16 protein-coding genes and 1 pseudogene are annotated in these 19655 nt (G+C 70.6%); 7 read left to right on the top strand and 10 right to left on the bottom strand.

All coding sequences use genetic code 11. The features are described 5' to 3' along the window. Window positions 1-78 precede the first annotated feature (78 nt). Window positions 79-288 carry a DUF397 domain-containing protein gene (locus N8I87_RS20985; protein WP_263210737.1) on the bottom strand — a complete coding sequence of 70 codons (210 nt, stop codon included), beginning with the start codon at window positions 286-288 and terminating at the stop codon, window positions 79-81. Then, entirely contained in the window at window positions 285-1163 is an 879-nt protein-coding gene (locus tag N8I87_RS20980) for a helix-turn-helix domain-containing protein (RefSeq protein WP_263210736.1), read from the bottom strand. The genes N8I87_RS20985 and N8I87_RS20980 overlap by 4 nt, the downstream gene beginning before the upstream one ends. A 155-nt stretch (window positions 1164-1318) precedes the next feature. On the opposite strand from N8I87_RS20980, the gene N8I87_RS20975 reads away from it, so the two are divergent. Then, entirely contained in the window at window positions 1319-1792 is a 474-nt protein-coding gene (locus N8I87_RS20975; RefSeq protein ID WP_263210734.1) for an ATP-binding protein, read from the top strand. Window positions 1793-2014: 222 nt separating this feature from the next. Beyond that, the gene (locus tag N8I87_RS20970) at window positions 2015-2890 is read left to right on the top strand and encodes a helix-turn-helix domain-containing protein (RefSeq protein WP_263210733.1); all 876 of its coding nucleotides are present in this window, start codon (window positions 2015-2017) and stop codon (window positions 2888-2890) included. 459 nt (window positions 2891-3349) lie between these two features. Here the strand turns inward: N8I87_RS20970 and aspS are convergent, their stop codons facing one another. After that, window positions 3350-5113: an aspartate--tRNA ligase gene (gene aspS / locus N8I87_RS20965; protein WP_263210731.1), complete on the bottom strand. Its 1764-nt coding sequence runs from the start codon at window positions 5111-5113 to the stop codon at window positions 3350-3352. Window positions 5114-5278: 165 nt separating this feature from the next. Between aspS and N8I87_RS20960 the strand changes: the two genes are divergently transcribed. After that, on the top strand, window positions 5279-7387 hold the full coding sequence (locus N8I87_RS20960) for a SpoIIE family protein phosphatase (protein WP_263210729.1): 2109 nt from the start codon (window positions 5279-5281) through the stop codon (window positions 7385-7387). A 17-nt stretch (window positions 7388-7404) separates the two neighbouring features. Here the strand turns inward: N8I87_RS20960 and N8I87_RS20955 are convergent, their stop codons facing one another. From N8I87_RS20955 to N8I87_RS20940, 4 genes are all read right to left on the bottom strand, one after another. Next, entirely contained in the window at window positions 7405-8436 is a 1032-nt protein-coding gene (locus N8I87_RS20955) for an AI-2E family transporter (protein ID WP_263210728.1), read from the bottom strand. 126 nt (window positions 8437-8562) lie between these two features. Next, a complete protein-coding gene (locus N8I87_RS20950) occupies window positions 8563-9540 on the bottom strand; it encodes a pirin family protein (RefSeq protein WP_263210727.1) in 978 nt (325 codons plus the stop codon). Between the two features lie 107 nt (window positions 9541-9647). Further along, complete coding sequence (locus tag N8I87_RS20945; RefSeq protein ID WP_263210725.1) at window positions 9648-10118, bottom strand: hypothetical protein; 471 nt, start codon at window positions 10116-10118, stop codon at window positions 9648-9650. A gap of 170 nt (window positions 10119-10288) precedes the next feature. Beyond that, window positions 10289-10759, bottom strand: coding sequence for an SseB family protein (locus N8I87_RS20940; protein WP_263210724.1), 471 nt, complete (start codon window positions 10757-10759; stop codon window positions 10289-10291). 214 nt (window positions 10760-10973) lie between these two features. Between N8I87_RS20940 and N8I87_RS20935 the strand changes: the two genes are divergently transcribed. The 3 genes from N8I87_RS20935 (at window position 10974) to N8I87_RS20925 (ending at window position 14540) form a co-directional block, all read left to right on the top strand. Beyond that, a complete protein-coding gene (locus N8I87_RS20935) occupies window positions 10974-12815 on the top strand; it encodes an acyl-CoA dehydrogenase (protein ID WP_263210722.1) in 1842 nt (613 codons plus the stop codon). Between the two features lie 87 nt (window positions 12816-12902). Further along, complete coding sequence (locus N8I87_RS20930; protein ID WP_263210721.1) at window positions 12903-14201, top strand: M18 family aminopeptidase; 1299 nt, start codon at window positions 12903-12905, stop codon at window positions 14199-14201. Between the two features lie 90 nt (window positions 14202-14291). After that, window positions 14292-14540: a DUF6458 family protein gene (locus N8I87_RS20925; protein ID WP_263210720.1), complete on the top strand. Its 249-nt coding sequence runs from the start codon at window positions 14292-14294 to the stop codon at window positions 14538-14540. On the opposite strand, the gene N8I87_RS20920 is transcribed toward N8I87_RS20925, so the two are convergent. The 3 genes and pseudogenes from N8I87_RS20920 to N8I87_RS20910 form a co-directional block, all read right to left on the bottom strand. Then, window positions 14528-16375, bottom strand: a complete 1848-nt coding sequence (locus N8I87_RS20920) for a thioredoxin-like domain-containing protein (RefSeq protein ID WP_263210718.1) — start codon at window positions 16373-16375, stop codon at window positions 14528-14530. The genes N8I87_RS20925 and N8I87_RS20920 overlap by 13 nt on opposite strands. Before the next feature lie 69 nt (window positions 16376-16444). Beyond that, window positions 16445-16648, bottom strand: a complete 204-nt coding sequence (locus N8I87_RS20915) for a calcium-binding protein (RefSeq protein ID WP_263216571.1) — start codon at window positions 16646-16648, stop codon at window positions 16445-16447. A 53-nt stretch (window positions 16649-16701) separates the two neighbouring features. Beyond that, window positions 16702-16773: pseudogene (locus tag N8I87_RS20910) on the bottom strand (hypothetical protein); the annotation flags it as partial. Between the two features lie 168 nt (window positions 16774-16941). Between N8I87_RS20910 and N8I87_RS20905 the strand changes: the two are divergent. Then, entirely contained in the window at window positions 16942-19623 is a 2682-nt protein-coding gene (locus N8I87_RS20905) for a SpoIIE family protein phosphatase (protein ID WP_263210717.1), read from the top strand. The last annotated feature ends 32 nt before the right edge of the window (window positions 19624-19655 follow it).

The following is a 19655-nucleotide window of genomic DNA, read 5'->3' as shown; positions in this document are numbered from 1 at the left end:
CATCAGTACCGGACACCCCTCTGACGACCGCGAACCCACACATGTGACCGCCACCGCAAAAAACTTCGGCAGAAGGGATCAGCTTCCCGACGCGTATGTCACGAAGTTCGCCCAGGCGCCGGGCGTGAGCGCCAACCGGGGACCCTCGACGTTCTTGGAGTCGCGGACATGCACGGTGCCGGGGGTGACGGCAAGCTCAATGCAGGAGTTCCCGTCGTTGCCGCTGCTGTAGCTGCTCTTGAACCACGCCAGCTCGGAGGCGTCCCCGGCAGTGGTCTTGCGGATCATGTTTCTCCCAGCAGTTGCTCGATAAAGGCCAGCGACTCCCGTGGCGGGAGCGCCTGAGCCCGGATCGTGCCATACCGCAGCTCAAGGATGCGCAGATGTTTGGGATCGGAGGTGGGCCGACCGTTGAACGCACCATCGGAGCGACCCACGGCCGAACCATCCACGAACTTCAGGAGCTCGATCTTGCCGTCCATCCCGGAGTGGGTCTCGCAGTGCAACGGCATCACCTGAAGAACGACGTTGTGTAGCCCACCAACCTCCACCAGACGTTCGAGCTGCTGGCGCAACACCATTGTGCCCCCGATCGGACGGCGCAGAGCAGCCTCTTCCAGGACGAAGCTGAGCGCAGGCGCGGGCGAACGCTCGTAGATCGACGCACGAGCCACGCGTGCCGCCACCATTCGCTCCACCTCGTCCGGGGAGTACGGAGGTTGCATGGCCTCGAACAACGCTTTGGCGTGGTCCGGGACTTGCAAGAGGCCGTTGATGCTGTTGTTCTCGTAGATACCGACCTCTACCGCCTGCGCTTCCAACTTGGCCAGCTCCCGAACCTTCCTCGGATACCGGACCCTCTTCACGTCCTCCCACGTCGCCGCGATGAGCCCACCCGCCTTCAACACCTCGTCGGCCCGGTTCAAGTAGTCCTGCCGAGGGATCCGCTTCCCGCCCTCGACCTTGTAAACCAGGTCCTCCCCGTACCCGACGGCCGCCCCGAACTCGGCTGCCCGTAGCCCCGCCGCCTCCCTCCGGAGCTTCAGCTGCCGCCCCACCGTGGTGATGACGGCCACACCCCACTCGTCGTCCGGGTCCACCTCCCAACCCGGCTCGTCCGCCTCGCCCTTGAGCCGACCCTCGTCACCGCTCACGTGCTGCATCCCGCGCCCCTCCGTCGTACGTCCGCGCCGCAACGCCGCTTACCCATACAGCCCGTGCCGACAGCCCCGACAGCACCGGACAAACTGCGGACGGTCACCGTACGGACCGCTTGAGTCACTGTTCACGGTACGCACACACCACCACGCTCAGTCACGTGAACCAGGAAAACTCCACCCAACTCCACCCCCACACCCGCTACTTCAGCGCCCTCTTGTCCCCCACCCCACGCGGTGCCCGCCTCGCCCGACTCCTCGCCACGGAGTGGCTGCGCACCTGGGACCTGCCGTACGGCCTCACCGACGCCGCCGAACACGTCGTCGCCGAACTCGCCACGAACGCCGCCACTCACGGCCGGCTCCCCGCCCGGAACTTCCACGTCGCCCTGCACGCCACCACCCACGCACTTCGGATCGAGGTGACGGACACACGCGGTGACGACCTCCCCCGCCGCCAACCGCCCACCCCGGACGCCGAATCCGGCCGCGGCCTCCTCCTCGTCGAGGCCCTCTCCGACCGCTGGGGCGTCGAACTCGGGCCCACTCCCCGCAAGACCGTCTGGGCCGAACTGGACCTCTCGTCACCGGAGCACAGCGGACCACGCTCCGGTGCTGCCGGCGCCCTTCCCTAAGAACCGCGGGGAGAAAGAAACCCCACCAAGCCCCACCCCTCCCGCCCGCCGCGCAAACTCACTCCCGCGAGTGAATATGCCCAACTCAGCTGGATTTGGTCCCGGTTACCTGCCCTACGCTCAGCGCGAGCGACACAGCACAACCGCAAACATGCGACGGCCCTCGCCGGGACTGCAATCCCAGTGCGAGGGCCTGACCACCGAGGAAGAGAGAGCTTCCCGATGGACACCGAAAACCCTAGCGCGCCCCCGCACGCCCAGTCCCGTATCCCGGGCAAAAACCACCCTCACCGGGACCGGCAGGCGCACCCCGGCGGAGTCATCCACGACAACGCCCGCCACACCAGCCACTTCACGGTGATCGGCAACCACCTCACCCAGCACCGGGAGCTGTCCCTGCTCGCCATCGGACTGGCCTGTCACATCCAGTCCCTCCCCACCGGCGCCGCCATCGACATCAAGAGCCTCACCGCCCGCTTCCCCGAGGGCCCGACCCGTATCGCCGCCGCGCTGCGCGAACTCGAAGCCCACGGCTACCTCCGCCGCACCCGCGAGCGCGCACCCGGCGGCCGGATCGTCACCCGCACGGTTTCCTGCAACCTGCCCGGACACCGAACCACCGCAGCCGACACCCCAAGCAGGCCCACCCGCCGCGCCGCCCCCGACAAGCCCCCACCCCGCAAGCTCCTCCCCGCCGTACCCCAGCCCGCGCACCCCAGTCCCACCCTCATCCGCGCAGCCACCGACCTCCTCGCCGGCCTCCGCCGCACGGACCCCCGCCTCCTCCTCTCCGCCACCGACGCCGAACACCTCGCCCCTGGCGTCGCCGCCTGGCTGGAGCGCGACGTCACGCCCGCCGCCGTACGCCACGCCCTGGTCACGAACCTCCCCCAGGACCCCCTGCACCGCCCGGCCGCCCTCCTGGCCCACCGCCTGGCCGCCCAGCTCCCGCCCCCACCACCGTTCCGGGCCCCGGACCCACCGCCCCCGGACCCACGGCACCCGATCCAGAACTGCGACGGCTGCGACCGCGGCTTCCGCTCCCCCACCCCCGGCCACTGCCGGGACTGTCGGGCCCCCTCGGCCGCACCCCTCTGACGACCGAGCCAAAGACAAGGCACCGAAAGGAACAGCAAGGAACCACATTGGCCACCGCCACCTCCAGCCCGCGCCGCCAGGCATCCGCGGCCATGTCGATGTCCTCCGCCCGCAGCTCCACCCGGACCCTGCGCTGGCGGAGGGCGTCCTCGAGCCGGTAGCAGTCCTCGCCGGCGGGGGAGCTACGGGGTGCACCGGCCGCCGCGTACGCACCACCGCCGAGTCCCGCCGCGGCGACCGCGCCCGCGCCGACGGCAGCCACCCGGCGTCGCGTCGGATTGCTTGTCCTCTGGCCCTGTTGGTGTTCCTGTTGGTGTTCCTGATGCGCTGTCATGCGCCTGGAAGGTAGGCAGGAACCCTGTCATTGAGCTGAGAAAACGGCTCCTTTGCGCAGCCGCGCGCGAAAGGGGCCGGAAACCGGTGTCGGTCTCCAGCCCCTCGAAACGCCCTGCCGCTGACCTACTTCGGCTGCGGCTTGCGCACCGTCAGGTGCAGTTCCTTCAGCCGTGCCTCCTCCAGCTCCGTCGGCGCGCCCATCATCAGGTCCTGGGCGTTGCCGTTGAGCGGGAAGGCGATGGTCTCGCGGATGTTCGGCTCGTCGGCCAGCAGCATGACGATGCGGTCGACGCCCGGCGCGATGCCGCCGTGCGGCGGGGCGCCGAAGCGGAAGGCTCGGAGCATGCCCGCGAACTTCTCCTCGACGGTCTCCCGGTCGTAACCCGCGATCTCGAAGGCCTTGAGCATGATCTCCGGCTCGTGGTTCCGGATGGCACCGGAGGACAGCTCGACGCCGTTGCAGACGATGTCGTACTGCCAGCCCACGATGTCCAGCGGGTCCTGGTTCTCCAGGGCCTCCAGGCCGCCCTGCGGCATGGAGAAGGGGTTGTGCGAGAAGTCGATCGCGCCGGTGTCCTCGTCCTTCTCGTACATCGGGAAGTCGACGATCCAGCAGAAGCGGAAGACGCCCTCCTCGAAGTGGCCGGCCCGCTTGGCGGCCTCGACCCGCACCGCGCCCATGACCTTCGAGACCTCGTCGAACTCGCCCGCGCCGAAGAAGACGGCGTGACCGGCCACCAGCCCGAGGCGCTCGGTGAGGACCTTGACGTTCTCCTCCGTCAGGAACTTCGCGATCGGGCCCGTCAGCGAGCCGTCCTCGGCGACCCGGACCCACGCGAGGCCCTTGGCGCCCAGCGACACCGCGAAGTCGCCCAGCTGGTCGAAGAACTTGCGGGGCTGGTCCTGGACGGCCGGGACCGGCAGCGCACGCACGTGCTTGCCCGCGAACGCCTTGAACTCGGAGCCCTCGAAGACATCCGTGATGTCCACCAGCTCCAGCTGGGCGCGCAGATCCGGCTTGTCGGAGCCGTACTTGAGCACCGCCTCGCGGAACGGGATCCGCGGGAAGGGCGAGGTGACGTGGCGGCCGTTGCCGAACTCCTCGAAGAGCTCCGTCATGAGCTTCTCGACGGGCTGGAAGACGTCCTCCTGCTCGACGAAGGACATCTCGACGTCGAGCTGGTAGAACTCGCCCGGCGAGCGGTCCGCGCGGGCGTCCTCGTCACGGAAGCAGGGCGCGATCTGGAAGTAGCGGTCGAAGCCGGAGATCATCAGCAGCTGCTTGAACTGCTGCGGGGCCTGCGGCAGGGCGTAGAACTTGCCCGGGTTCAGACGGGAGGGGACCACGAAGTCACGGGCGCCCTCGGGGGAGGTGGCGGACAGGATCGGCGTCGCCATCTCGTTGAAGCCGAGCGCGGTCATCTTGTGACGGATCGCGGAGATCACCGCCGTACGCAGCATGATGTTGCGGTGCATGCGCTCGCGGCGCAGGTCCAGGAAGCGGTACTCCAGGCGCCGCTCCTCGTTGACCCCGTCCTCGGCGTTGATCGTGAAGGGGAGCGGCGCGGCGGCGCCGAGCACCTCGACCTCGCCGACCTCGATCTCGATCTCACCCGTCGGCAGGTCCGGGTTCACGTTCTCGGTGCCTCGCGAGACGACCTTGCCGTCGGCGCGGACCACCGTCTCCTTGGACAGCTTGTCCAGGGCCTCGTACGCGGCGGTGCCGGGGCGGGCGACCAGCTGTGTGATGCCGTAGTGGTCGCGCAGATCGATGAAGAGGATGCCGCCCAGGTCGCGCCGATTGTGCAGCCAGCCACTCAGCCGGACGTCGGTCTCGACGTCAGAGGCGCGGAGCTCGCCGCAGGTGTGGGACCTGTACCGATGCATCGTCGTTCATCCAGTCTTCGCGGATCGGGGTCTGTGTGGGGCTGTGCTTCAGGTTGTTTCACGTGAAACACAGACCAGCGTACCGGGCACCCGAAGATCGCCTCCCACCATTACCGCACCCTGGAGCAGTGGCACTGTTTGCTCGCATCTTCTTAAAGTGGGGCAATGCGCACTGGCGAGCCCCTGCCCGCCGTCGGGGACGTTCTCTCCTCCCTCGCGACCGGGGTGTGGCACTGGAACACCGCCACCGGGCTGGTCACGATCGACGCGGAGACCGCTCGGCTGCTCGGACTGCCCGGCGAGACGACCACCCTCACCGAGGCGCGGGCACGCGCCCGCTTCCACCCCGTCGACTGGAACGAGAACACGAGCATCATCCGGCTCGCCTCCGACGAGGGCACGCTGGCCGAGGTACGGCTGCGGATCATGGACGAGCAGGGCCGGATCGTACGCACGGTACGCAGCCGCTTCAGGCCGGTGTACGACCGCACAGAGCGCGTGTACCGGGTGACGGGCACCCTGCAGGAGGTCACCGAGCCGACTCCGGGCACCGCGGCGCAGACCCCCGTCACCGGTGACTGGCGCCGCTCCCGCGAGGCGTTCCTGCTGGACGCGGGCCGGGCGCTGGCCGAGGCACGGTCCACGTCGGAGGTGCTGCGGGTCGCGGCGGGGCTGTCGATGCCGGGGTTCTCGCCGGACGGGCTGGCCGTCTTCGGGGTGCAGGGCGACCGGCTGACGGTCATCGGCCATCACGGGCATCAGCCCGGCGACGAGGCTCCCTTCACCGATATGCCGCTGGAGACGGACTACCCGGCCGCCGAGGTGGTCCGCACCGGCCGTGGGGTCTATCTGTCCTCCCCCGAGCAGTACAAGACCCGCTACCCGGTGACCTGGCCGCTCGCCCGGCACTTCGGCCGGCAGTCCTGGGCGTTCCTTCCGCTGACGGTGGCCGGCCGCACGATGGGCGCCTGGCTGGCCGCCTTCGCCTATCCGGTCGCCTTCACACCGGACGAGCGCTCGGTGCTCACGACGGTGGCCCGCATGCTGGCCCAGGCCCTGTCCCGGGCGGGAGCCGCCGAGTCCCAGCGCGAACTGACCGACGGGCTGCAGCGCTCCATGCTGCCCACGCTGGGCCCCGAGGTCCCCGGCATGAGCGTGGCCGCCCGCTACATCCCGACCGGCGGCGGGCTCCAGGTCGGCGGCGACTGGTACGACATGATCCCGCTGCCCAACAGCCGGTTCGCGCTGGTCATCGGCGACGTCCAGGGACATGACGTACGGGCCGCCGGGCTGATGGGTCAGCTGCGGATCGCCCTGCGCGCCTATGCCTCCGAGGGCCACCGCCCGGACGCGGTCCTCACCCGGGCCTCCCGCTTTCTGCACGGTGTCACCGAGGGCGCCGGCGACGACGCCGACCCGCGCTTCGCGACCTGCCTGTACGCGGAGGTCGACCCGGTGTCCGGCGTCATGGAGATCGCCCGCGCCGGGCATCCGGACCCGGTGATCCGGATGGGGGACGGCACGGTGATGATGCGGCCGACGGCGGGCGGTCTGCCGCTGGGCATCGACCCGGACGCCGACTACCCGACGACGCGGTTCGCGCTGGAGCCCGGCGAGACCATGATGATCTGCACCGACGGTCTGATCGAGACCGGCGGTCATGACCTGGAGAGCGGCTGGCACCGACTCCGCGCCGTCCTGGAGGACCACGAGGGCGGCCTGGAGTCGCTCGCGGACGCCCTGGTGCAGGCGGTGCACGGACCGTCCTCCCACCAGACGCCGGGGCCACTGGCCGACCGCCGCGAGGACGACATAGCCGTGCTGCTGCTGGGCAGACCGGGGGAGGGCGACGGCTACGGCGCCACGATGCTGGTCGGGCCCACGGTCCGGCGCACCCTGCTGTCGGTGGCGCAGGACGAGCCGGAGCGGGTCGCCGAGGCCCGCGAGCATGTGCGCGGGCTGCTGCACGACTGGACCTCCGACGAGCAGGTGGACACCGCGGTGCTGCTGGTGTCGGAGATGCTCACCAACGTCCTTGTGCACACCGACGCCGACGCCCTGTTGCTCGCCGAGGTCACCGGGGAGACGGGCGAGCGGCGGCTGCGGGCCGAGGTCACCGACGTCGGCGACGACCTCCCGCACAAACGCAGCCCCGGTGAGCTGGCCTCCTCCGGACGCGGCCTGGTGCTGATGGAACTGCTCGCGGACGCGTGGGGGGTGGATCCGCGGGGCGAGGGGAAGAGCATCTGGTTCGAGCTGTACGAGAAGCGGTGAACCGGTCGGGGCGTCGGCTACGGGGTGGCGTACCGGTTCCGCAGTTCGTGCACGACCCCGAAGGCGGCCGCGGTGAGCGGTACGGCCAGCAGCATCCCGACGATGCCCGCGACGGACGCCCCGGCCGTGATCGCCAGCATCACCACCGCGGGATGCATCTGCACGGTCCGGCTCTGGATCATCGGCTGGAGCACATGCCCCTCCAGCACCTGCACGGCGAGGACGACCCCGAGGGCCCACAGCGCGATCACGAACCCCCGGTCGGCGAGCGCGACCAGCACGGCCACCGCGCCGGAGAGGAAGGCGCCGAGGTAGGGGATGTAGGCGCCGACGAAGACGAGCGCGCCGAGGCCGGGCGCGCCCGGCACCTGAAGGATCAGCAGCCCGATGGTGATGCAGGTGGCGTCGATGAGCGCGATGACGGTGGTGCCGCGCATGAACCCCTCGACGGCCGCGAAGGCCCGTCGCGCCATGGCCTCCAGGGTGTCGCCGGTGCCGTGCGGGGCGAGGGCCCGCAGGCTCTCGGCGGCCCGGTGGGAGTCGCGCAGGAAGAAGAAGACGAGCAGCAGGGCCAGTACGGCCATGGCGATGCTCTCGCCGACCACGCTGACCCCGCTGATGACGTTGGAGGCAGCCGTCCCGCCGAACTTGGCCAGCAGGTCCTTGGAGTTCTCGGCGAGGTCGTCCAGCGAGGTGCCGGCCGCCCCGAAGTGCTCGGCGACGGACCTCGCGGCGGCCCGCAGCGAAGAGATGATCTGGCCCCCGGTGTCGATCAGCGCGGCGACCACGATGTAGACGGCCCCGCCGATGACGGCCACGACGGCGACGCAGGTGAGCCCGGCGGCCAGCGAGCGCTGCACCCCGGCCCGGACGAGCCGCCGGTACAGCGGCCCGAGCAGCGCGGTCCCGAGCAGCGCGAGCAGCACGGGTGTGACAGCCGTACGGAACGTGGTGCAGAGCCGGACCCCGACGTACCCGACCCCGTAGACGAGCAGGATCACCACGCACCAGGCGGCGAGTCGGCGGACGGGATCGGGCAGAAGCTGCACGCATCCAGCCGATCACGCGCCCGGCCGGGCTGTCCTGCGCTCAGACCCGGCCGGGTGACGCGGTACGCGAAAGCCCCGTCCGGCGCCATTGACGGACGGGGCTGTCAGGGGGTCCGGGACTCGGGCTCAGGCCTGCGGTCCGCTCTCGGTCATGCCGTGGACGGCCGGGATGGTCCCGAGCCGGCCCTTCTGGAAGTCCTCGAAGGCCTGCTGGAGTTCCTCGCGGGTGTTCATGACGAAGGGGCCGTAGTGGGCCATGGGCTCACGGATGGGCTGCCCGCCGAGCAGGACTACCTCCAGGTCCGGGGTGTGGGAGTCCTGCTTCTCGTCCGCGCGGACGGTCAGCGAACCGCCGGCGCCGAAGACCGCAGTCTGGCCCAGGTGGATCGGACGGCGCTCGGCACCGACCGAGCCCTTGCCCGCCAGCACGTACGCCAGCCCATTGAAGTCCTCCCGCCACGGCAGCGTGACCTCCGCACCCGGCGCCACCGTCGCGTGGATCATCGTGATCGGGGTGTGCGTGATGCCGGGACCGGCGTGGCCGTCCAGCTCGCCGGCGATCACGCGGAGCAGCGCGCCGCCGTCGGGCGTGGTCAGCAGCTGGACGTTGCCGCCGCGGATGTCCTGGTAGCGCGGAGGCATCATCTTGTCCTTCGCCGGCAGGTTCACCCAAAGCTGGAGACCGTGGAAGAGACCGCCGGACATGACCAGATGCTCCGGCGGAGCCTCGATGTGCAGCAGGCCGGAGCCCGCCGTCATCCACTGGGTGTCGCCGTTGGTGATGGTGCCGCCGCCGCCGTTGGAGTCCTGGTGGTCGAAGATCCCGTCGATGATGTACGTGACGGTCTCGAAGCCGCGGTGCGGGTGCCACGGGGTCCCTTTCGGCTCCCCAGGCTGATACTCAACCTCACCCATCTGATCCATCATGATGAACGGATCCAGGTGGCGGTAGTTGATCCCCGCGAACGCCCGACGGACGGGGAAGCCCTCACCTTCGAAGCCACTCGGCGCGGTCGTCACGGCCAGCACGGGACGGGCGACGGCGTCCGCCGGCGCGGCCACACGGGGCAGGGTCAGCGGGTTCTCGACGGTCACTGCAGGCATGGGTCGGTACCTCCTTGTGCGCTCACTTTAGTTGAGCATTGAACTTTCTGCCACCCCCAACAGAGAAGGCCCGGAGGACATTCCCTCCGGGCCTCGCCGGGTGCCGGTCAGCCGAACAGGGCGGCCACCGCCGTCCCCACCAGGGAGAAGCCGAGCAAGGTCATGGAGACGTCGGCGTAGGAGTAGACGCAGTGCGTGACCGCGTCCTCACCGGTTCCGACGTCATGGGAGGACTCCAGCCGCCCCTCGACCGCGATCCCCCGGGCACGCAGCACGACGGTGTCGCGCAGCATGCGCAGGCCGGCCACCACGGCAGCGACGCCGGGCGCCAGGACACAGGGGATGCCCACCAGCCAGGAGACGGTGGCCCGCTCCCCTGCGCCGCGGACCGGCAACGCTGCGACAACCAGTACGTAGAGGACGCCCAGCACCCCGAGGGGCACGTTCCTCGGTTCCGGCCCCGCGAACTCGCGGACGGCGGGTGCGCTGCGGGAGGTGAGGGAGTGGGTCGCCGGGTCGGGCAGGGCCGAGGTCAGGACGACGGTCAGTTCGCGGCCCCGGCGGCCGCACGTCGACACGTTCGATCGCGGCGACGGGTATCTCGCGGCGCACTCCCGCCGACTCCCACAGCAGGACGCCGGAACGGAGCCGGGCGGCAGAACGCCGTCGGCCGTGCAGGACCAGCGGCGAGGTGTCGGGTGGGGTCACGCGGGCACAGTAGGGCAGATCCCCGGACGGAAGGGGCGGTTCAGCCGCCGTACATCCGGCGCATCGCGAAGTCCACCATCTGCTCGACCGCCTTCGCGTCGAAGACCATCCGGTGCTCGCCCTCCATGTCCAGGACGAAGCCGTACCCGGTCGGCAGCAGGTCGATCACCTCGGCGCCGGTGATCACGAAGTACTTGGACTCCTTGCCCGCATACCGCCGCAGCTCCTTGAGCGAGGTGAACATCGGGATCACCGGCTGCTGGGTGTTGTGCAGCGCGAGGAAGCCCGGGTTGTCGCCGCGCGGGCAGTAGACCTTGGACGTGGCGAACACCTGCTGGAAGTCCTCCGCGGCCAGCTGGCCGGTGGTGAAGGCACGCACCGCGTCCGCGAGCGAGGGCGGCGACGGCTCCGGGTAGAGCGGCGGCTGCTGGCCGTACCCGCCGTGACCGCCGGGCATCTGCTGCTGCGGCGGGGCGTACTGCGCACCCACGTTCTGGTCGTAGCCGTACATGGGCGCTAGCCTACCGACCCCACCGGGGTCGCCGAAGGCCCGTCAAGCCTTCTTGAGCCGTTCCCTAGCGTCCTTATGTAGACCCTTCTCACACTTGGACCGGCAGGGGTTGCTTCTTATTACCGACGGGTAGCATCATCTTAGCTACTTGTTGGTACGTGAACCAGTTGCGAGGAGACAGTGCCTCGCCGAGTCCGAGACGGAGCCGTCACCCATGGGGCACTACAAGTCGAACCTCCGCGACATCGAGTTCAACCTGTTCGAAGTACTCGGGCGCGACAAGCTGTACGGCACGGGCCCGTTCGGTGAGATGGACACGGACACCGCCAAGAGCGTCCTCGAGGAGCTGACGCGCCTCGCGGAGAACGAGCTGGCCGAGTCCTTCACGGACGCGGACCGCAACCCGCCGGTCTTCGACCCGGAGACCAACACCGCGCCCGTCCCGGCGTCCTTCAAGAAGAGCTACAAGGCCTTCATGGACTCCGAGTACTGGCGCCTGGGCCTGCCCGAGGGCATCGGCGGCACGACGGCTCCCCCGTCCCTGATCTGGGCGTACGCGGAGCTGATCCTCGGCTCGAACCCGGCCGTGTGGATGTACTCCTCCGGCCCGGCGTTCGCCGGCATCCTCTACGACGAGGGCAACGACGTACAGAAGAAGATCGCGCAGATCGCCGTGGAGCGGACCTGGGGTTCGACCATGGTGCTCACCGAGCCCGACGCGGGCTCCGACGTCGGCGCCGGCCGCACCAAGGCGATCCAGCAGGAGGACGGCTCCTGGCACATCGAGGGCGTCAAGCGCTTCATCACCTCCGGTGAGCACGACATGGAGGAGAACATCCTCCACTACGTCCTCGCCCGCCCCGAGGGCGCGGGCCCCGGCACCAAGGGTCTGTCCCTCTTCATGGTCCCGAAGTACCTGTTCGACTTCGAGACCGGCGAGCTGGGCGAGCGCAACGGCGCCTATGCCACCAACGTCGAGCACAAGATGGGCCTGAAGGCCTCCAACACCTGCGAGATGACCTTCGGCGACCGCCACCCGGCCAAGGGCTGGCTGATCGGCGACAAGCACGACGGCATCCGCCAGATGTTCCGCATCATCGAGTTCGCCCGCATGATGGTCGGCACGAAGGCGATCTCCACGCTGTCCACCGGCTACCTCAACGCCCTCGAGTACGCCAAGGAGCGCGTCCAGGGTCCTGACCTGGCCAACTTCATGGACAAGGCCGCGCCCAAGGTCACCATCACGCACCACCCCGACGTGCGCCGCTCGCTGATGACGCAGAAGGCGTACGCGGAGGGCATGCGCGCCCTCGTCCTCTACACCGCCTCCGTCCAGGACGCCATCGCGGTCAAGGAGGCGAACGGCGAGGACACGAAGTCCGAGCACGCGCTCAACGACCTGCTCCTGCCGATCGTCAAGGGCTACGGCTCCGAGAAGGGCTACGAGCAGCTCGCCCAGTCGCTGCAGACCTTCGGCGGCTCCGGCTTCCTGCAGGAGTACCCGATCGAGCAGTACATCCGCGACGCCAAGATCGACACCCTCTACGAGGGCACGACCGCGATCCAGGGCCAGGACTACTTCTTCCGGAAGATCGTCCGCAACCAGGGCGCCGCGCTGAACTCCCTCGCCGAGGACATCAAGAAGTTCCTGGCGCTCGGCACCGGCGGCGAGGAGCTGGCGGGCGCCCGCGAGCACCTGGCCAAGGCCGCCGTGGAGCTGGAGGCCATCGTCGGCCTGATGCTGACCGACCTCGCGGCCACCGAGCAGGACGTCAAGAACATCTACAAGGTGGGCCTGAACACCACCCGCCTGCTGCTGGCCTCCGGTGACGTGGTCGTCGGCTACCTGCTGCTGAAGGGCGCCGCGGTCGCCGCCGAGAAGCTGGAGACGGCCTCCGCCAAGGCTGTGTCTTCCAAGGATGTGGCCTTCTACACCGGCAAGATCGCGGCGGCGAAGTTCTTCGCGGCCAACGTCCTGCCCGGCGTCACCCTGGCCCGCAAGGTGTCCGAGGGCGTCGACCTGGACCTCATGGAGCTGGACGAGGCCGCCTTCTAGTTCCGGCAGCCTCTGCCACAGGTTTCCTGTGTGGGCCCGTTCCCGGTAAGGGGGAACGGGCCCTCGCCCGTCGTTAAGGTGAACCCCATGAGCGAACCAGCCCGCTTCGACCGCGGCCACACCGATGACCTCATGTCCTTCCTCGCGGCGAGCCCGTCGCCGTACCACGCCGTGGCGAACACCGCCGAGCGGCTGGAGAAGGCCGGCTTCCGGCAGGTCGCGGAGACGGACGCGTGGGACGGGACGAGCGGCGGCAGGTTCGTGCTGCGCGGCGGCGCGATCGTGGCCTGGTACGTCCCCGAGGGCGCCGCGCCCCACACGCCGTTCCGGATCGTCGGCGCGCACACCGACTCACCGAACCTGCGGATCAAGCCGCAGCCGGACAGCGGGGCGCACGGCTGGCGCCAGGTCGCCGTGGAGATCTACGGCGGACCCCTGCTCAACTCCTGGCTCGACCGTGACCTGGGCCTGGCCGGGCGACTGACCCTGCGGGACGGCTCGACCCGCCTGGTGAACGTGGACCGGCCCCTGCTGCGGGTACCGCAGCTGGCAATCCACCTCGACCGGTCGGTGTCGTCCGAGGGGCTCAAGCTCGACAAGCAGCGGCATCTGCAGCCGGTCTGGGGCCTGAGCCACGATGTGCGCGACGGCGACCTGATCGCCTTCCTCGAAGAGGAGTGCGGGCTGCCCGCGGGCGACGTGGCCGGCTGGGATCTGATGACGCACTCCGTGGAGCCGCCCGCCTATCTGGGCCGCGACAAGGAGCTGGTCGCCGGACCCCGGATGGACAACCTCCTGTCGGTGCACGCGGGCGCGGCGGCCCTGGCGGCCGTGGCCTGCTCCGAGCAGGCACTCCCCCACATCCCCGTGCTGGCCGCCTTCGACCACGAGGAGAACGGCTCGCAGTCGGACACCGGCGCGGACGGACCGCTGCTGGGCAGCGTGCTGGAGCGTTCGGTGTTCGCGCGCGGCGGGTCGTACGAGGACCGGGCCCGCTCCTTCGCCGGCACCGTCTGTCTGTCCTCCGACACGGGCCACGCGGTCCACCCCAACTACGCGGAGCGGCACGACCCGACGCACCACCCGCGGGTCAACGGCGGGCCGATCCTGAAGGTGAACGTCAACAACCGCTACGCCACGGACGGTTCGGGCCGCGCGGTCTTCGCCGCCGCCTGCGAGCGGGCGGGCGTCCCCTTCCAGACGTTCGTCTCCCACAACGCCATGCCCTGCGGCACCACCATCGGCCCGATCACCGCGGCCCGCCACGGCATCCGAACCGTCGACATCGGCGCGGCGATCCTGTCGATGCACAGCGCCCGCGAACTGTGCGGCGCGGACGACCCGTTCCTGCTGGCGAACGCGCTGGTGGCGTTCCTGGAGCAGTAGGCAGGCCCCGCACCCCCGGGCATGAGCACCGGGGTCCCGGGTACCCGACCCCCGACCGGAACCACCGGATCACAAGGGGAGGAGACACCCATGGGCCTCGGCGGATGCATCATCCTCATCGCCGCGGGCGCGATCCTCACGTTCGCGACCGACTGGCACATGAAGGGGGTCAACCTCGACCTGGTCGGACTCATCCTGATGGCCGTCGGACTGATCGGGGTCACCACGTTCACCAGCATCGCCCGGCGCAGGAGGGTCGTGGTGCCGCCCCCGACGACGCTCGTCGAGGAGGAGCGGCACCACCACCGTGACGGCTACGGCGACGGCTACGGCATCTGAGCGTCGTCCGTCCCCGCGTCGTCCATTCCCGCGAGGACCAGGGGAAGGCGGTCCGCACCGCCCTCGGTGAGGCGGACCGGTACGCCCCAGTCCTGCTGGTGGACATGGCAGGCGGGGTACTCGTTGGCAGGGTCGTCGTCGCACGACGCCGCCATCGCCGAGACGTGCAGGACGCCCTCCGCCACCGCCGGATCGAGCTCCAGGGTGCGGGACAGGTCGGTGTCCGCGCCCTCGCCCTTCAGCAGCAGTTCGGGCGGGGTGGCGGAGACCAGGAGACGGGTCGAGGGGCCGTACCGGGTGTCCAGCTTCTGGCCGGCCGGGGCCTGGAAGATCACGTCCAACCGCAGCCGCCCCGGGGCGACTTCGGTCGCCGCGCGCTGCGTGCGGTGGGCGACGGCCGCCACCCGGACCGCCTCCTCCGGGAGCCGCAGCCTGGTCAGGCGGTGGCGGGCCGACTCGACGACCACGATGTCGTCGCCGACGAGGACGGCATCGCTCGGCTCCCTCAAGTCGGTGGCCAGGGTGGTCACTTCGCCGGTCGCGGGGTCGTAGCGGCGCAGGGCGTGGTTGTAGGTGTCGGCGACGGCCACGGAACCGTCGGGCAGCGCCGTCACCCCCAACGGATGCTGGAGCAGCGCCTGTTCGGCGGCACCGTCACGGTGGCCGAAGTCGAACAGCCCCGTGCCGACGGCGGTGTGGACCCGGCCGTCGAGGTCCACCCAGCGCAGCGCGGAGGTCTCGGAGTCGGCCAGCCAGACCCGGTCGGCACTCGCCGCGAGACCGGAGGGCTGGGCGAACCAGGCCTCCGCGGCCGGCCCGTCGACCAGCCCCTCGTTGGTGGTCCCCGCGGCCACGGCGACGGTGCCCTCGACCGGGTCGTACGCCCACAGCTGGTGCACACCGGCCATGGCGATCCACACCCTGCCGCCGAAGACGGCCACGTCCCAGGGGGAGGAGAGGTCGATCTCGCGGGCCGGTCCCGAGGTCGGCGACCCCTGCCACCACTGCCGGCCGGTGCCCGCGAGCGTGCTCACCTCGCCCGTGCCGAGGTCCAGTCGCCGCAGCGCGTGGTTGACGGTGTCCGCGACGACCACGGACGCCCCGTCCTCGAAGAGGGCGAGGCCCTGCGGCTCGCTGAAGGAGGCCGTCTGCGCCGTACCGTCCGCGAAGCCCCGCGCGCCGGAGCCGATCCGCCGCGCGACCGTCTCCCCGTCCGATTCCAGCTCCACCAGCTGATGCCGGGTGGTGTCGCTGACCAGGAAGTTCCCGGACGGCAGCAGCAGCGCCTTGCCGGGGAAGCGCAGCACGGTCGGCTCCGGCTCCGGCGCCACGTACGGCCCGTCCCCGCGCCGCAGCGTCCCCTTCGCCCCGTGCTCGGCCTCCAGCTCCTCCACCAGCCGCTCGACGGCGTGCGCATGCCCCTCACCGGCGTGCTGCGCGACGACGTACCCCTCGGGGTCGATCACGACGAGTGTCGGCCAGGCGCGCACGGCGTACTGCTTCCAGGTGGCGAGCTCGGGGTCGTCGAGCACCGGATGCTCGACGCCGTACCGCTCCACGGCGTCCACGACCGCCTGGTGCTCGGCCTCGTGCACGAACTTCGGTGAGTGCACGCCGATGATCACGACCGTGTCCCGGTGCTTCTCCTCGAGCTCGCGCAGTTCGTCGAGGACGTGCAGGCAGTTGATGCAGCAAAATGTCCAGAAATCCAGGACGACGATGCGTCCTCGCAGGTCGGCGAGGGTGTACTGCCTGTCTCCCGTGTTCAGCCAGCCGCCCTTGCCGATCAGTTCGGGGGCACGGACACGGGCGCGACGGGGTGCGGAATCGGTCATGCGTCCTAGGGTGCCATTCGCGCGGCACGCCGTGACATCCGTCCGCACCCAGCCCCCGCCCAGGCCTCGTCAGTCCTGGTGGACCACGCTCCTGCCGGGCCCGCCGGACAGCGTGTCCCGGCCGGGGCCGCCGTACAGCTTGTCGTTGCCGCTGTTGCCGTAGAGCTTGTCGTTCCCGCTGTTCCCGTACAGGACATCGTTGCCCTTGCCGCCGTACAGGGCGTCGTCGCCGGTTCCGCCGTAGAGCTTGTCGTTGCCGTCGTCTCCGGACAGGTCCTGGGCCCGGCGCCGCCGTGCAGCTCGTCGTCGCCCTTGCCGCCCTGCACGATGTTGTCGCGGCAGCTCGCGTAGATCGTGTCCTTGCCGTCACCGCCCCAGGCCAGGCCCTCGGCGCCCACCGTGACTGCACGTCCGGGAGACGTACGACGTCGACGTGGTACGGGACGACGCGGACCCGGCGCTGCTGATCGCGGTGGCGGTCTGCGTGATCCACCTCGCCGAGAAGGAGCGCTCGGCGGACTGACGGCCGCCGTGTCCGGCCCGCGGAACGGTGTTAGAAAAGAGGCATGGCGGGATTTCCCGGCCGCCTGCGTTCGGTGCTGAGCGCACGCACCGTCGCCCAGCAGGTCTTCGTCCTTCAGGCGGCGATCGTGGTGCTCCTCGTCGTCGCCGCGGTGGCCGCCGTCCTGCTTCAGGTGCGGTCCGACAGCGGACGAGAGGCCCGTAACCGCGCGCTCGCGGTGGCCCAGACCTTCGCGCACTCGCCGGGCATCGCCGCGGCGATGCAGGGTCCGGACCCGAGCGCGGTGCTGGAACCGCGCGCCGAGGCGGTACGGAAGGAATCCGGCGTCGACTTTGTCGTGGCCATGAGCAAGAACGGCATCCGCTACACGCACCCCGACCCCGGTCAGATCGGCAAGCACTACATCGGCACGATCGGCCCCGCCGCCAAGGGCGGCACCGTCCGGGAGACCTACACGGGCACGCTGGGCCCCTCGGTGCGCGCCGTCGTCCCCGTGAAGGACGCGCACGGCAAGATCGTCGGCCTCGTCGCCGCCGGGGTCAGGCTCTCCGCCGTGACGGGGGTCGTCGCACGTCAGCTGCCCGTGTTCATCGGCGCGGCGGCCGTGGCCTTCGCCGTCGCCACCGCAGGCACCGCCCTGGTCAGCAGGCGGCTCCGGAACCAGACGCACGGTCTGGAGCCCGCCGAGATGACCCGGATGTACGAGCATCACGACGCCGTCCTGCACTCCGTGCGGGAGGGCGTGCTGATCATGGACGGCGAGGGCAGGCTGGCGCTGGCCAACGACGAGGCGCGCAGGCTGCTCGGGCTGCCCGCGGACGCGGAGGGACGCCCGGCCCTGGACCTGGACGTCGGCGGCGACATGGCCCGGCTGTTCGCCTCCGGGCGGGACGCCACCGACGAGGTCCACCTGGCGCGCGGCCGGTTGCTGGCCGTCAACCAGCGGCCGACCGACCGTGAGGGCGGACCGCCTGGCAGCGTCGTGACCCTGCGGGACACCACCGAGCTGCAGGCCCTCAGCGGGCGGGCGGACCAGGCCCAGGAGCGCCTCAAACTGCTGTACGACGCCGGGCTGGAGGTCGGCACCCGCCTCGACATGACCCGCACCGCCCAGGAACTGGCGGACGTCGCGGTACCCCGGTTCGCCGACTTCGTCACCATCGACCTGGCCGATCCCGTCCTGCGCGGCGGGGAGCCCGGGGACGGCTCCCCGGACATGCGGCGCGTCGCCTTCCGCGGTGTGCGGGAGGGCAGCCCGCTCTACAGCCTCGGCCAGCTGATCCGCTTCGTGCCGGCCACCCCGCAGGCCAACGGCTTCGGCACCGGCGTGGCCGTGCTGGAGGCGGATCTGGCCGCGTTCTCCGGGTGGCAGGCGCAGGACCCGGAGCGGGCCCGCAGGGTCGTGGAGTTCGGGATCCACTCGATGATCGCCGCTCCGCTGCGCGCCCGGGGCGTCATCATGGGCGTGGCCACCTTCTGGCGCTCCGGCCCGCGCAAGTCCTTCGAGCAGGACGACGTCTCCCTCGCCGAGGAGCTGGTGGCGCGCGCCGCCGTCAGCATCGACAACGCCCGCCGCTACACGCGCGAGCACGCGATGGCCGTCACGCTGCAGCGCAGCCTGCTGCCCCGGGCCCTGCCCGACCAGAGCGCCCTTGACGTGGCCTACGGCTATCTGCCCGCGCAGGCCTCCCAGGGCGGCGTCGGCGGGGACTGGTTCGACGTCATCCCGCTGCCCGGTGCCCGGGTGGCGCTGGTCGTCGGGGACGTCGTCGGCCACGGTCTGCACGCGGCGGCCACGATGGGCCGGCTGCGGACCGCGGTGCACAACTTCTCCACCCTGGACGTCCCGCCCGACGAGCTCCTGTGGCACCTGGACGAGCTGGTGACCCGTATCGACCAGGACGAGGACGGGACCGTCGGCGTCGAGGGCCCGCCGGTCACCGGAGCCACCTGTCTGTACGCCGTCTACGACCCCGGCTCCGGCCAGTGCGTCCTGTCCCGCGCCGGGCATCTCCAGCCCGCCGTCGTCAGTCCCGACGGGAGCGTGGAGTTCCTCGACGTCCCCGGCGGGCCTCCGCTGGGCCTGGGCAACCGCCTCCCCTTCGAGATGACCGGGCTGAAGCTTCCCGAGGGCAGCGCGCTGGTGCTGTACACGGACGGGCTGGTCGAGGACCACAACCGTGACATCGACGAGGGTCTTGAACTGCTGCGGCAGACGCTGTCCCGGCCCGGCCGGACGCCAGAGGCGACCTGCCGGGAGGTGCTGAAGGCCATGGTGCCCGAGCGGCCGCGCGACGACGTGGCCCTGGTCGTGGCCCGTACGCGGATGCTCGCCGCCGACAGCGCGGCGGCCTGGGACGTGCCGTCCGACCCGTCGGCCGTCGGCCGGGTCCGTGCCTCGGCCGCCCGGACGCTGGAGGCCTGGGGCCTTGCGGAATCCGCCTTCACGACCGAACTGATCCTCAGCGAACTGGTCACCAACGCCATCCGGCACGCCGACGGGCCCATCCGCGTCCGTCTGGTCCGCGACCGCTCCCTGACCTGCGAGGTCGCCGACGGCAGCAGCACCGCCCCGCATCTGCGCCGCGCGTCCGCCACGGACGAGGACGGACGCGGCCTGTTCCTGGTGGCCCAGTTCGCCGAGCGCTGGGGCACCCGCTACACGACCGAAGGCAAGGTCATCTGGGCGGAGCAGCCGCTGCCTGCCGGGTGGGACGAGACGTAGGGCCGTTGCCGGGTGGGTGGGTGGTGCGTAGG

The organism is Streptomyces sp. HUAS 15-9, assembly GCF_025642155.1.
GTDB lineage: Bacteria > Actinomycetota > Actinomycetes > Streptomycetales > Streptomycetaceae > Streptomyces.
The sequence above is the reverse complement of the archived record's forward strand: the minus strand, read 5'-3'. Positions and strand labels throughout refer to the sequence as shown.

Excerpts from the sequence above, each read along its gene's own strand:
- N8I87_RS20980 (WP_263210736.1), bottom strand. The coding sequence starts at position 1,163 with ATGCAGCACGTGAGCGGTGACGAGGGTCGGCTCAAGGGCGAGGCGGAC.
- N8I87_RS20905 (WP_263210717.1), top strand. The coding sequence starts at position 16,942 with ATGGCGGGATTTCCCGGCCGCCTGCGTTCGGTGCTGAGCGCACGCACC.
- aspS (WP_263210731.1), bottom strand. The coding sequence starts at position 5,113 with ATGCATCGGTACAGGTCCCACACCTGCGGCGAGCTCCGCGCCTCTGAC.
- N8I87_RS20970 (WP_263210733.1), top strand. The coding sequence starts at position 2,015 with ATGGACACCGAAAACCCTAGCGCGCCCCCGCACGCCCAGTCCCGTATC.
- N8I87_RS20985 (WP_263210737.1), bottom strand. The coding sequence starts at position 288 with ATGATCCGCAAGACCACTGCCGGGGACGCCTCCGAGCTGGCGTGGTTC.
- N8I87_RS20925 (WP_263210720.1), top strand. The coding sequence starts at position 14,292 with ATGGGCCTCGGCGGATGCATCATCCTCATCGCCGCGGGCGCGATCCTC.
- N8I87_RS20960 (WP_263210729.1), top strand. The coding sequence starts at position 5,279 with ATGCGCACTGGCGAGCCCCTGCCCGCCGTCGGGGACGTTCTCTCCTCC.
- N8I87_RS20940 (WP_263210724.1), bottom strand. The coding sequence starts at position 10,759 with ATGTACGGCTACGACCAGAACGTGGGTGCGCAGTACGCCCCGCCGCAG.
- N8I87_RS20920 (WP_263210718.1), bottom strand. The coding sequence starts at position 16,375 with ATGACCGATTCCGCACCCCGTCGCGCCCGTGTCCGTGCCCCCGAACTG.
- N8I87_RS20935 (WP_263210722.1), top strand. The coding sequence starts at position 10,974 with ATGGGGCACTACAAGTCGAACCTCCGCGACATCGAGTTCAACCTGTTC.
- N8I87_RS20950 (WP_263210727.1), bottom strand. The coding sequence starts at position 9,540 with ATGCCTGCAGTGACCGTCGAGAACCCGCTGACCCTGCCCCGTGTGGCC.
- N8I87_RS20930 (WP_263210721.1), top strand. The coding sequence starts at position 12,903 with ATGAGCGAACCAGCCCGCTTCGACCGCGGCCACACCGATGACCTCATG.